The sequence below is a fragment of the Thermoanaerobaculia bacterium genome (assembly GCA_035593605.1).
GTDB lineage: Bacteria > Acidobacteriota > Thermoanaerobaculia > UBA2201 > DAOSWS01 > DAOSWS01.
The window spans coordinates 1-12,237 of sequence record DAOSWS010000048.1 but is presented as its reverse complement, the minus strand read 5'-3'; the positions used below and the strand labels follow the sequence as shown (position 1 = coordinate 12,237).

12 protein-coding genes are annotated in these 12,237 nt (G+C 53.1%); 5 read left to right on the top strand and 7 right to left on the bottom strand.

What is annotated here, in order from left to right:
- Positions 1-48: 48 nt before the first annotated feature.
- From PLD04_15140 to PLD04_15130, 3 genes are all read right to left on the bottom strand, one after another.
- Positions 49-1,056 carry a glycosyltransferase family 87 protein gene (locus PLD04_15140; protein ID HXK69660.1) on the bottom strand — a complete coding sequence of 336 codons (1,008 nt, stop codon included), beginning with the start codon at positions 1,054-1,056 and terminating at the stop codon, positions 49-51.
- Positions 1,057-1,235: 179 nt separating this feature from the next.
- The gene (locus PLD04_15135; GenBank protein ID HXK69659.1) at positions 1,236-1,754 is read right to left on the bottom strand and encodes a 3-isopropylmalate dehydratase; all 519 of its coding nucleotides are present in this window, start codon (positions 1,752-1,754) and stop codon (positions 1,236-1,238) included.
- 43 nt (positions 1,755-1,797) lie between these two features.
- Complete coding sequence (locus PLD04_15130) at positions 1,798-2,343, bottom strand: arginine decarboxylase, pyruvoyl-dependent (GenBank protein HXK69658.1); 546 nt, start codon at positions 2,341-2,343, stop codon at positions 1,798-1,800.
- A gap of 88 nt (positions 2,344-2,431) precedes the next feature.
- Between PLD04_15130 and PLD04_15125 the strand changes: the two genes are divergently transcribed.
- Positions 2,432-2,665: a NifU family protein gene (locus PLD04_15125; GenBank protein ID HXK69657.1), complete on the top strand. Its 234-nt coding sequence runs from the start codon at positions 2,432-2,434 to the stop codon at positions 2,663-2,665.
- A gap of 54 nt (positions 2,666-2,719) precedes the next feature.
- Here the strand turns inward: PLD04_15125 and alaS are convergent, their stop codons facing one another.
- From alaS to PLD04_15110, 3 genes are all read right to left on the bottom strand, one after another.
- Positions 2,720-5,341, bottom strand: a complete 2,622-nt coding sequence (alaS, locus tag PLD04_15120; GenBank protein HXK69656.1) for an alanine--tRNA ligase — start codon at positions 5,339-5,341, stop codon at positions 2,720-2,722.
- Positions 5,338-6,522, bottom strand: a complete 1,185-nt coding sequence (locus PLD04_15115) for a type IV pilus twitching motility protein PilT (GenBank protein ID HXK69655.1) — start codon at positions 6,520-6,522, stop codon at positions 5,338-5,340. Before PLD04_15115 ends, alaS begins: the two co-directional genes overlap by 4 nt.
- A gap of 73 nt (positions 6,523-6,595) precedes the next feature.
- Complete coding sequence (locus PLD04_15110; protein HXK69654.1) at positions 6,596-7,285, bottom strand: TIGR02266 family protein; 690 nt, start codon at positions 7,283-7,285, stop codon at positions 6,596-6,598.
- A 44-nt stretch (positions 7,286-7,329) separates the two neighbouring features.
- On the opposite strand from PLD04_15110, the gene PLD04_15105 reads away from it, so the two are divergent.
- The 4 genes from PLD04_15105 (at position 7,330) to PLD04_15090 (ending at position 11,225) form a co-directional block, all read left to right on the top strand.
- Positions 7,330-7,881, top strand: coding sequence for a thermonuclease family protein (locus tag PLD04_15105; GenBank protein HXK69653.1), 552 nt, complete (start codon positions 7,330-7,332; stop codon positions 7,879-7,881).
- A gap of 40 nt (positions 7,882-7,921) precedes the next feature.
- Positions 7,922-8,704 carry a HEAT repeat domain-containing protein gene (locus PLD04_15100; protein ID HXK69652.1) on the top strand — a complete coding sequence of 261 codons (783 nt, stop codon included), beginning with the start codon at positions 7,922-7,924 and terminating at the stop codon, positions 8,702-8,704.
- 48 nt (positions 8,705-8,752) lie between these two features.
- The gene (locus PLD04_15095; GenBank protein ID HXK69651.1) at positions 8,753-9,361 is read left to right on the top strand and encodes a nitroreductase family protein; all 609 of its coding nucleotides are present in this window, start codon (positions 8,753-8,755) and stop codon (positions 9,359-9,361) included.
- Between the two features lie 157 nt (positions 9,362-9,518).
- Positions 9,519-11,225 (top strand): Na+:solute symporter, encoded by a 1,707-nt coding sequence (locus PLD04_15090; GenBank protein HXK69650.1) that lies wholly within the window; start codon positions 9,519-9,521, stop codon positions 11,223-11,225.
- Between the two features lie 19 nt (positions 11,226-11,244).
- On the opposite strand, the gene PLD04_15085 is transcribed toward PLD04_15090, so the two are convergent.
- Entirely contained in the window at positions 11,245-12,168 is a 924-nt protein-coding gene (locus PLD04_15085) for a glycosyltransferase family 39 protein (GenBank protein HXK69649.1), read from the bottom strand.
- Positions 12,169-12,237: the final 69 nt, after the last annotated feature.

The window sequence follows — 12,237 nt, the reverse complement described above, 5'->3', positions numbered from 1 at the left end:
AACAACTGAGTTTATTCGACTAATATTTGGACACTACTGGGACTGTCCCTATTTTATAGGGAAGGATAATCTGGACTTCAGCAGGCCTCCCAGGGTGAGGACGGTGAGAAAGGGGAAGAAGAGCAGGAAACTGCGCAGGGAGAGGAGGGGGAGGTTCTCAACCAGGATCATGTACAGCAACTGGTGAACCACGGTGTCGTAAAAGTAGGTCAGAGCAAAGAGGATCGAAAGCGCGAGGAAGAATCCCCACTGAAGAAAAGGAAGAAGAAGGAGAAGCAGAAGCATCATATGGTCCCAGACGTGAGGGACAAAGAGGAGCACATAGATCAGGGTGGCTCCCAGCCTGTGATCCAGGTCGGTTTTCCAGAGGAGGAGGATGAGAAAGAGGGCCGGCAATCCCAGATAAAAGAGGCTGGCAAGGAGTGGAGCATCTACCGGACCTTCAGGCCGGACCCATTCCCGCGGCGGCTGGGAAAACCGCAGAATCGTCGCAGGAATGGAGACCTGGTTAAAGAATGAAGTCATTCCCGATCCGGCAGATGCCAGAGCCTTGCCGTAAGCCAGAAAGGGTGAAGAGCCGATGAAGGGCAATACGATGAGGGCAAGCAGGATTGTCCAGAGGATTGCGAGTCGTGCCGTCCGGCCTTTTCCAGACAAAAATAGAGGAAGGAGAAGAATCCCCATGTAAATTTTCAGGTGGATCAATAGTGCCCAGATAAGGGATGCACTGAAGTTATTCTCCTTTCTCGTGCGAATCCAGGCAACCAGCAGGAGGAGGGCCAGGAGAACGGTCCAGTTCTGATAGAGAAATTGTGACAGAGTAAGGTGTGAAGTGAGAAAGACGATGAAAAGAGCGATCTGACGCCCCGGAGACATTTGAATCGCAAGAAGATAGAAAAGAATTGCCAGGGCGACCAGGGTGAGGCCGTGATTGACTGCCTCGGCTCTTTCATAGGTGGTCAGGGAAAGAATTGAAGCAGGAAGAAGGTAGAGAGGGGAGTAATAGAAGGGACCCGTTCGTTCGTCCGGGTGAAACTGGTTATGGCGGGTATTGATCGTATCGTAGTCGAAGGCGTCGACTGCATGTCCCTCCCTCAGTAAAAGACCGGCAGTGTAATAGGTGCAGAAATCGTAATCCTCACCCGGTGAAGGGTGAAAGATGGTGAGGAGTACAAGTAAGAGGACCGCCAGAAAGGCTGTTCGCCGGAAAAAGGCAGGTCGAGGGGGCGTTTCGGTCAGGAGGACAGGTTCCTCCCGAAGTCAAAAAGGTCACCCGCATGGTAAATGTCGAGCTGGACTCCCGATGCGGGGCAGGCGGAACCTGCACCGCAGTTGCGGGTAATATTAAATAGCTCTCCTTTTTCAAGATCTACTCGCAGGGTTTCGCCCGTGGAGATCGTCCCGCCGGTGGGGAGGCCGGGTGTGGTGAGAACCGGCATGCCGGAGTTGACTGCATTCCGGTAGTAAATGGCTCCAAAGGATTCGGCCAGGATTACAGAGATTCCCAGAGCTTTGAAACAGTCTACTGCATGCTGGCGGGATGAACCACATCCGAAATTTTGTCCAAAGATCAGAATATCTCCAGCCCGGGCCCTGGACGGGAAGTCTTCCCAGCCCTTCAGGTTGCCCAGGGCAAACTTACCCATTTCACTGATTTCCGTTACGGCAAGATGAGCATTATGGTAAATCATATCGGTATCAATATCGTCAACCGGAATTACCCATGCTCGGCCTTCAAAGGTAGTGGGTTTCATGGCTTACCTCCTGAAAAACGGGAAGGCGACAGGAACAGAAAGGTTACGGTAATAAAACCGCAGCAGTAACGACCGTCGTCCAGAGCCCGTTTTTATCTCCCACCGCTGTCTGGGTGATGTTCGTCGTCTTGTAGATCTTTCCCGAAATGCGCCAGATTTCTTTTTTCTCATCCCATGAAATATCGGGATCAAACTCGACTCCAAGAATCGTTGCCAGCATCGAAGCGGCAAGGTCTTCCGCATAATCTCCTGCGACGTTGGCTTTTTCTCCGAAGGAGTGATGCTCGGAGAGGTATCCGTACGTTCTGCGGTCAGAGGGAAGGGCCAATCCAATCGATGCCGCGATAAGACGGTGCGGCTCGTTGGTCGAATTCCTGGACATGACCACATGGGTGATGGCTCCATTCTTCAAATGCGCCAGACCTTTGACCTTGGATATTAATCGGGCTTTTGGCGGGAAGATGGAGGATACCTGAACAATGTTTTGCGCAGCGATGCCGGCATTGCGCAGGGCAGCCTCAAAGCTGGAAAGCTTTTCCTTGTGCTTACCGACACCTTTCGTTAGAAAAATTTGTGTGGGGACATACATGGGATCATTTGTATACGAAGCGGTTGCCATTTGTCAATCTTTTTGTTAATGTGATTCGACTGTTTGTAAGAATTCAGGAGGTTTATCCATGAGTGATGATTTCAGGAGTCGAGTCGAGGAAGTGCTCGAAAGGGAAATTCGCCCGGGTATCCGGATGGATGGGGGAGAGATCGATCTGGTTGAAGCAAAGGACGGGATTGTCCAGGTCCGGCTTTCCGGGGCCTGCGGGGGATGCCCTATGAGTACGCTCACCCTGGTCCATTTTGTGGAAGAACGCCTTCGGGCGGCCATTCCCGAGATTGAGGAAGTTCAGTCCGTCTGATCCCTCGTCCCTTATCGTTGTGATTCGATGCCCCGCGAAATGCGGGGCGTTTTATTATGGAGCGATATCTCCGGAGAGTTCGATCAGAAACTGTCTCATATCCCCGGGAGCAGGGCCTCCTGCCTGGGCAAGATGGGGTTTGCCTCCTCCTGAACCACCCAACCGTGTACCGGCTGAACGCGCTACGCTCGATGCAGGGATTTTGCCCGCAAGGTCATCGGTCACGGCCACAAGAATGGTTGCCTTTTCCCCCGATGTGTTCCCCAGGATCACGATCCCCGAGGATAGTTTCTGTTTCATGCGGTCTGCCAGGGAACGAAGGGTGGGTGGATCAAAGTCCGAAACGGCCTTCAACAGAACGTCCACTCCCTGAATTGTTCGCCGATCCTCGCCGCTGTCGGATCCCGCGGCTGCCTTTTCTTTCAGTTCCCGGACCGTCCGTTCGAGTTCACGAATCGTGCTCTGAAGCGCCTCTACACGCAGAGGAAGGTCATTGTGAGGACCGGGAAGCCTGACTGAGATCTCATCGAGCAGCGTTGTGCAGACCTGGAAGCGATGAAGAGCCGGGACTCCTGCCACGGCTTCCAGTCTTCGGACACCGGCTGCGATTGCCTTCTCATCCGTGATCTTTACGGCTCCGATCTCCCCCGTACGCTCCACGTGGCATCCTCCACAAAACTCCATCGAGTGACCCGGTACGGCAACAACTCGGACCTCCTGTCCGTACTTTTCTCCGAAAAAGGCCAGAGCCCCCATTTTCTTTGCTTCTTCAAGGGGGAGAAGCTCTTTGGTAACGGGAACGTCTGCGAGGACTCCTTCGGCGACGCGGCGCTCGATGGTTTCCATTTCTTCTCTTGTCAATCCTCTTGAGAAGGAAAAATCGAAACGCAGGCGGTCGGGATCCACGAGGGACCCCATCTGCTTTACCGACGATCCAAGAACTTCCCGCAACGCTGCATGGAGAAGATGCGTGGCCGTGTGGTGCCGCATGATGCTCTTCCTGCGGTGATCATCGACGTTCATCGTCACGGTTTCCCCTTCGGATACCGTACCCTCGGTGAGCCGGACCCGATGAACCCAGTGGGTGGGAACCGGTTTCTGAGTATCAAGAATGTCACCCTTTCCGGTCGTGCCGGCGAGGGTTCCCGTGTCACCGACCTGTCCTCCCGACTCCGCATAGAAGGGGGTCCTGTCCACGATGAGTTCAACTACGTCCCCCGCATGGGCGGAGGGCACGCGTTCCCCGTCCTTCAAAATGGCCAGGATTGTGCTGTCCGAGATCGTTTCCTCATAGCCGACAAACCTTGTGGGAGTCACGGTACGGGACAATTCTTCGTAGTATCCGCGATAGTCGTCCTTGAATGCTGTTGTCTTCTTCGATCGTTCCCTCTGCTCGTCCAGATGAGCACGGAAACCGTCGACATCAATCTGAACCTTCTCTTCCCGGGCCATCTCCTCAACGAAATCGACCGGAATACCGTGGGTATCGTAAAGGTAGAAGAGTTCCTCTCCGGGTATCGCACCCTTTGCGGAAAAACGGTTCACGATTTCCCCCACGATTTCCACACCCCGATCCAGGGTTTTCTCGAATCGCTCTTCTTCCTGTGCAGTCAGGTCTCGAATTACAGAAGACTCCCGGGCAATTTCCGGATAGATTGAGGCCAGGGAGTCAATCACGGTTTCCACGAGCCGGGGAATGACCGGTGCGTGCCACTCCAGCTTGTGAGCAAAACGCAGAGATCTGCGGATGATCCTGCGGAGAACGTACCCGCGTCCTTCATTCGACGGGAAGACACCATCGGCAATGAGAAAGGTAACGGCACGGGTATGATCGGCAATTACACGGAAAGCCGGGGCAAGTGGAGAGCCCGGTGAGAATGGTGTATCTGTAATCGAAGATATTTTTTGAAGCAGAGGTGAAAAGAGATCGGTTCCGTAATTGCTCTGATGACCCTGAAGGATAGCTGCGAGCCGTTCGAGTCCCATGCCCGTGTCGATGGAGGGTGAGGGGAGAGGGGTCAATTCGCCGCTTTCGTCACGGTTGTACTGCATGAAAACCAGGTTCCAGAATTCAAGAAACCTGCCACAGTCACAGGCCGGGCTGCAGTCTTCCTTACCACAGCCAACCAGGGAACCCTGATCGTAATAGATCTCGGAGCAGGGACCGCAGGGTCCTGTATCCCCCATAGCCCAGAAATTATCTTTTGCACCCAGGCGGACGATTTTGTCCGGGGAGACACCCACGGACTGATTCCAGATCCTGTGGGCTTCATCATCTTCCTCGAAGATCGAAACGACCAGGCGATCCGGATCGATTCTGTATTCTTTTGTGACGAGGTCCCAGGCGAAACGAATCGCGTCGTCCTTGAAATAGTCCCCGAAACTGAAGTTTCCCAGCATCTCGAAAAAGGTGTGATGGCGAGGGGTAAAGCCGACATTATCGAGATCATTGTGCTTTCCTCCTACACGCATACACTTCTGAGACGAAGCTGCCCGACGGTATTCCCGGACTTCCCGTCCAAGGAAGAGATCCTTGAACTGATTCATTCCCGCATTCGAGAAGAGAAGGCTGGGATCTCCGGCAGGCAGAAGGGAAGAGGAGGGAACAACGGTGTGCTGGCAGGACGCAAAAAAGTCCAGGAATTTCTGTCTTACCTCATGATGCGAAAACGTCAAATGTCCTCCTGATTTGTGAAGTCGATCTTGAGGTCTTCATCCTCCAGCGGATTTTCTTCCTCGGGTCCTTCGAGCACCGACTCCATACTTTCAAGGGACATATCCTTCGTGCTTTGAATTCCCTGCAGCTTCAGGCGGAACTCGTTAGGATTCGTTGCACGGCGCAGGGCTTCCTCGAGGGTAATCAAACCTTTGGTGTAGAGCTGAAAGAGGCTCTGGTCGAAGGTCTGCATGCCATACTGACTGGTTCCCTGCTGGATGGCGTCGTGGATCAGCTTCGTCTTTTCTTTGTTTTCGATACAATCCCGGATATAGGGTGTGGAAATCAGTACTTCGGTCGCCGGAACCCGCCCCAGATTATCGGCCCGGGGGAGGAGGCGGAGAGAGACAACGGCCTTGAGAACGCCGGCGAGCTGAAGGCGGATCTGCTTCTGCTGGTGGGGCGGAAAGATACTGATAATTCGGTTGATGGTTTCCGTCGCGTCGAGAGTATGGAGGGTACTCATGACGAGGTGGCCGGTCTCAGCGGCGGTCAGGGCCGTTTCAATCGTTTCAAAGTCACGCATTTCTCCGACGAGGATGACATCTGGGTCCTGACGAAGGGCGCTTCGGAGGGCCTGGCCGAAGGATTTTGTGTCCACTTCAACTTCCCGCTGGTTGACGATCGATTTTTTGTCCCGGTGAAGGAATTCGATCGGGTCTTCGATCGTAATTATGTGTTCGATGCGGTGCGCATTGATATAGTCGATCATGGCCGCCAGGGTTGTCGATTTTCCCGATCCCGTTGTCCCCGTGCAAAGAATCATCCCGCGCTGTTCCATACAGATTTTCTCCAGGACTGTTGGGAGAAGAAGTTCCCGCACCGTGAAAATTTTTACAGGAATGACCCGGCATACGATCGCAACGGTTCCCCTCTGCTGAAAGATATTGCATCGAAATCGTCCGAGGCCGGGCACACTGTAGGCAAAGTCGATTTCCAGGTTGTTCTTGAATTTCTCCTTCTGACGGGAGCTCATCATGGAAAATGCCATGGCAACGGTATCTTCCTGCATCAGGCGCTTTTGATCGACGAGAGGGGTCAATTTTCCGTCTACCCGGATTACCGGGAAGGAGCCGACCTTGAGGTGAAGGTCGGAGGCCTTTCGTTCGACGGCAACTTTCAGCAGATCATTGATGTGCATAGTGTCCTCCGGAGCATACGCAATGCATCTCAAGTGTACCAGAAGGCGGGCAGAAAACCCAAGGGGAAGGGATTTAGTCTGTCTGGGATAAATGTCGTTCCAGGCGTTCCCTGCCATCCTCGTCCATGGAGATAAAACGCAACCCCATCCCGGAAACTTTGTCTCTCGGATGGACCGTGTGGCGAACAACCTCCGCTTCCCCCTGGATGGGGTCCCTGTCTCCCGGCATGGTGAACTCGAAGGTGAGGCGGGTTCCGGGATCATAGCGGGATGAGGTCTTAATAAGCATCCCTGAAGTGCTGATATTTTCACACTGGCAAAGTAAGTTTCCCTGTCTTGATTCCATGTGGACTCTCATGTGAACCAGCAGCCTGGCTTCCACGCGGGGCGCGACTTCCATGAGCCGTCCGATTTCACCCACCAGGGTCAGGCTTTCCAGATCCCCGTCCAGAACGGAGCTGGCGCCCTTCCCGATATATTTCCGGTAGTCATCCAGAATGGAAGAGGAACCAAGCAGTAGAACGGGGCTTTTAATGCAGGGCATGTTTTCGGTTCGGATCGAATGGAAGAGATCCTCAATCCGCATGTCTTCCACCGGGATTCCCAGAATCAGAAGATGGAAGGGGACTCGGACGATCAACGCATTCACCGCCTTTGTCGAGGGAAGATAATCCACGGAAAAATGATCTCGGGAGAGGTAAGAGCTGACTTTCTCCACGATACTCTGGGGCAGGTTCCCGACAAGGATCCGTTTCTGATCCATATTGTTGAGTCTACCACTCACGCGATTCCTGTACAATGATCATCATGGTTGGTCGAAGATCCATTCTTCTGGGTATGACGATTCTCTTTCTCATTGTGGGAATGGAACGCCTGACAAAATCCAGATGGGTCAAACCGGGATCTCCCTCGGGAAATCCATGGGTACAGGTATTACACGTGACGGATGGGGACTCTGTGACAATAGAGATGGATGGAAACTCCCGAAAAGCCCGACTTATCGGGATTGATGCACCGGAGTGGAAACAGGGAATCTGGGGAAAGCGTTCAAGAGATGGTTTGTCAAAGTGGATCGAGAGAAGCCGTTCCAGGGTCCGCCTTGAACTGGATGTGACACGGACGGATAAATATGGCAGGCTCCTAATATATCTGTGGACTGATGATGGAAAACTCATCAACGAAGAATTGCTCCGTGCCGGGTTTGCATACCTTTTGACCATCCCGCCCAATGTGCGGTATGTCGATCGATTTAAGGAAGCCCAGAAGGAGGCACGGGTCAATCGCAAAGGAATATGGGGAGCGGACGGACCTGAAGAGACACCTTCCGAATATCGCAGGAAACACCCCCGAACGTCCTGACACCTTGTCCCTCTCCCGTACCCCATGATAAACTACGACCATGGGCGAGGTACTTAAAACCGTACTCACTGAAATTCGAAGCCATGATGCTCCAGTGATTCTGCGGGGCATCGATAATGCTGCGCGATTGCTTTCTGTCGGGGTCCGGCACGAGGAAAAGCTTCTCCTCATGGAAGCCATTTCGAGCCTCTACTACGTCGATCTCTTTGACAGGCCCGATCTAGCGCCTGTAGTGGACCGTGCGGTTGAAGTTCTTTCCACGATCGGAGACGAGGCCATTCCCTACCTCGTAGAGCAGCTGTCTTACTCCGATCTCAAGGCCGCCATGAACCTTGCACGAACCCTGGGAAAGATGGGGCCGGACGCCTATCGGCACCTCATGGAATTTTACAGGGGGCATGATGACCCTTATGCCCGGTCGATGGCGCTCTATGCTCTGAGTAAGGTGGAAGATTCCCAGGTGCTCAGCTACTTTGACGAGGTCATTGAGGCCTTCTCCGCAGAACATCAGGAGATTCGCGATACGGCGGCGCGCACGATCGGGAAGTTTTTTGAACATTTCCCAAAAAGCTCCTTTTCCGGGGATCAGCTTGAGCAGGCGTACCAGGGATTGATTGCTCTCGTATCAGATTTTGAAGCTCCGGTTCGGAGTAAAGCCGTACGAAGCCTTGCCAAAATGGCGGCCAGGGGATACTTTACTCAGGAACAGAGAGACCATCTGGAGATTCTCTGCAAGAGAATCCTGGGAGATCTTGATTTTGAATGGGATCGAGCCTATATCGTTCGGATGGAGGCTGAGGAGTTGATGAAGCATCTGAAATAGGATCTCCTGCAGGATTTCTCTCTAATCTTTCCATACAAGGAGGCGTTCATGAACAGGGAAGCTCCAACGGATATTTCCCTCCTTCCGGCAATCCGAAAGCGATGGAGTCCCCGATCCTTTTCCCGTGATCCCATCCAGGACAAAATCCTCCTGTCCCTCTTTGAAGCCGCCCGATGGTCTCCCTCCTCATTTAATGAACAGCCATGGCGATTTATCCTTGCCCGTCAAACGGATCCGGAAGCATTCACCCGGATGGCAGACTGCCTGATGGATGCCAATAGAGTCTGGGCCAGTCATGCCCCGATTCTGATGGTGGCCCTCGCAAGAACCCGCTTTTCCCACAATGAAAAGGAGAACCGTCATGCTCGTCACGATCTGGGGATGGCCCTGGAAAATCTAGCCATCCAGGCGGCGGATTCGGGTCTCATGGTCCATTTTATGGGAGGGTTCAGCCGTGATGCCGTGGTGGCAGAGTGGGCGGTCCCTCCTGAATTCGAGCCGGTGACAATGGCTGCCTTGGGCTATCCGGGGGATCCTTCCACCCTTTCCGACTCTCTCCAGAAGGCAGAAACGGCACCCAGGATAAGAAACCCCCTCTCCAGCCTTGTCTTTGAAGGAGCCTGGGGCAGGCCTGGAGGATTTCTACCCCGGAGCTGAAAGCGTTTCCACCATGCTATGATGGACCGGATATGTGCAAACCTGCAGCTTTTGGCCTGGACACTGTCGGTGGTGGTAATGTGATTGATCCCTACACCTTGCACTGCGAATCCGGAGATGGCTCCGGCGGGATCAGGTTGGAATGGACGGTATCTGCATGACGACGCTTCACTTTATTGACTGGGCCATCATCATCGGATACACAGCGGTCACGGTTGTCTTGGGACTCTATTTTGCCCGCAGGGCTTCCGGAGGAATCAACGATTTCTTTATTTCCGGCCGGCAGCTGCCCTGGTGGCTCGCCGGTACATCCATGGTGGCCACGTCCTTCGCCGCCGATACTCCCCTTGCCGTGACGGAAATGGTGGTGAAGGATGGAATCGCAGGAAACTGGTACTGGTGGTCCTTTGCAATTCAGGGCCTCATGGTGACCTTCCTCTTCTCAAAATTCTGGCGACGCGCAGAGATCGTCACCGATGTAGAATTCTTTGAACTGCGCTATTCCGGCAAAGCTGCCGCGTTTTTACGGGGCTTTAAAGCGTTTCTGGGCGCGATTATTGCCAACTCCATCATCATGGGGTGGGTCATGCTGGCCATGGCCACTGTAGTTCAGATGGTATTTGGATGGGATCCCGTCCCCGCCCTGGGCCTGTGCATCGTGATTGCCCTGGGCTACTCCGTCGTTTCTGGATTATGGGGTGTTGTTGCCACGGACTTTCTGCAGTTCTTTATTGCCATGGGGGGCAGCGTTCTTCTCTGTGTCCAGGCTGTAAAAAAGGTAGGAGGGCTCCAGGCTCTTCGAGAGGGCGCAATCCATGCTGCGGGCCCTGAGGTCATCAACTTCATTCCATCCCCGGGAAAAGCTCTTTTCACAACGTTCCTGATCTATCTTTCTGTCCAGTGGTGGTGTGCCTCCAACTCCGACAGCGGGGGAGGCATCCTGGTTCAGCGGATGTCTGCAACGAAGGACCCGAGAGAGTCGATGCGTGCCATACTCTGGTTCAACATTGCCCACTACTGCCTTCGTGCCTGGCCATGGATTCTCTCGGCCCTGGCTGTCCTGGTTCTTTATCCAGGTTTGGAAAATCCCCGTCTGGGTTACCCGAAACTCATGATCGACATCCTTCCTACCGGAATGCGCGGATTGATCCTGGCATCCTTCCTTGCTGCATTTATGTCGACGGTGGATACGCACCTGAATTGGGCGTCATCCTACCTGGTCAACGATGTTTACAAGCGATTTATCAAGCCCCATGCCACGGAACGCCATTACGTCATGATTGGGAGGTTGGGAATGGTGGGAATTGCCATTCTGGCCGCCGTAGGGGCTTCCCAGATGACGAGCATTGAGAAAGCATGGAAATTTCTTACGCTAATGGGAGCCGGAGCTGGAATGGTTAAGATTCTTCGATGGTACTGGTGGAGAATTAATGCCTGGTCGGAAATCTCCGCGATTGCAGCTTCTCTGACCTTTTCCATTTTGATTCAGAAGTACACGCACCTGCCTTTCGGAGAGCGTCTGGCCATGAATGTCGCTGCATCAGCGGTTGTGTGGATTACGGTCACCTTTCTGACCTCTCCGACGGAAACGAATCGATTGACGGCCTTTTATCGAAAGGTGAAGCCGTCACCGCGTTTCTGGGGGCCGATAGCCCGCGCCAATCCCGAGGTGCGTTCGGGGGAAAGCCTGACAAAAAATGTCCAGGCCTGGGGCGTTGCCGTACTGTTTATCTATTCGTTCATGTTTGCCATCGGAAAAGCCCTGCTTCTGGAGCCCGTACCCGCGACAGCATCGGGTGTCATCGCACTCTTTTCGGGAGCCTATCTCTTTAAAACCATGTCCCGGGACACCCTGATCGACTAGCCCGAAAGGTACAGATACTTTACCGAAGGTTTTGAAAGAAAACTCTCACGGCTCTACCAGTAAAAACCAATAATATTGGATCGGTAACAGGGATCCTGAAACGGATAACTACCTGGAAGGGGATGTGTGCCACCCAGAATAGAAGAAAGTAGAATATGATAAACCTGAAAATCCAGGGATTGGTTTTTCGATAACCAAGCAGGCCTATAAACCCAAGGACGTAAAGTGGTACAAAGATCAGGGCACTCATGAGAGCCTTGGTTTTTCCGTACTCCTGTGGATTCAGCCAGAGCCTCCAGTAATTGACGGCCTTCTTCAGGGAGTACCTGAAATATAATTCCGGGTGATCTTTGATGTTTTCCAACCCTCTTCTTCGCCATACCCTGCTCCGGGCCATTGGAGAGTCCGCGCTCTCGTTGACTTCCCGTGTAATTGTGCGCTGGTGGTCAGTCTCGAACTGCTCGGAGGCTGTGCTGAATGCGGCTTGATCTTTGATTGTTGTGAGTTCGTACATCTCTTTTGAAGAGCCCCGCCAGAAATTGTATCCCCCCGCGTTGTTAACGAGGATGACTTCTCCGTACTTGATGTAATTTCTGATCGTCCAGGGAGCGAGGGTAATCAATACTCCAATTAAAAAACAAAAAATTAGTGCTGTCATTTTTTTTGCCCTTATTCCGGGTCGAATCATGTAACAGATTGCAAGGAAAGGTATGAGAATGAGGGCCACGGGTCTTGTCAGAGATGCGAGGCTGACACTGACTCCTGCGAGAAGGGGATGTGCGATGCTGGCAGATTGCAGTCCTCTCAGGAAGAAGTACAGCGTTGCTGTGACAAGGAACATGAAGAGCGGTTCTGTCCGTATGTCCGTGATCTGGTAAAGGAAGACAGGGTACATGCTGGCGAGGAGTGAAGAAATCAGTGCGTGGGTCTCATCCTTACACAACAGGAAGGCGATCTGGAGAGGTCATGTCAATAGGTGTGTAAAAAGGGTTCATGCGGCATGATCCTTATT

Excerpts from the sequence above, each read along its gene's own strand:
- PLD04_15135 (HXK69659.1), bottom strand. The coding sequence starts at position 1,754 with ATGAAACCCACTACCTTTGAAGGCCGAGCATGGGTAATTCCGGTTGAC.
- PLD04_15130 (HXK69658.1), bottom strand. The coding sequence starts at position 2,343 with ATGTATGTCCCCACACAAATTTTTCTAACGAAAGGTGTCGGTAAGCAC.
- PLD04_15125 (HXK69657.1), top strand. The coding sequence starts at position 2,432 with ATGAGTGATGATTTCAGGAGTCGAGTCGAGGAAGTGCTCGAAAGGGAA.
- PLD04_15115 (HXK69655.1), bottom strand. The coding sequence starts at position 6,522 with ATGCACATCAATGATCTGCTGAAAGTTGCCGTCGAACGAAAGGCCTCC.
- PLD04_15110 (HXK69654.1), bottom strand. The coding sequence starts at position 7,285 with ATGGATCAGAAACGGATCCTTGTCGGGAACCTGCCCCAGAGTATCGTG.
- PLD04_15105 (HXK69653.1), top strand. The coding sequence starts at position 7,330 with ATGGTTGGTCGAAGATCCATTCTTCTGGGTATGACGATTCTCTTTCTC.
- PLD04_15100 (HXK69652.1), top strand. The coding sequence starts at position 7,922 with ATGGGCGAGGTACTTAAAACCGTACTCACTGAAATTCGAAGCCATGAT.
- PLD04_15095 (HXK69651.1), top strand. The coding sequence starts at position 8,753 with ATGAACAGGGAAGCTCCAACGGATATTTCCCTCCTTCCGGCAATCCGA.
- PLD04_15090 (HXK69650.1), top strand. The coding sequence starts at position 9,519 with ATGACGACGCTTCACTTTATTGACTGGGCCATCATCATCGGATACACA.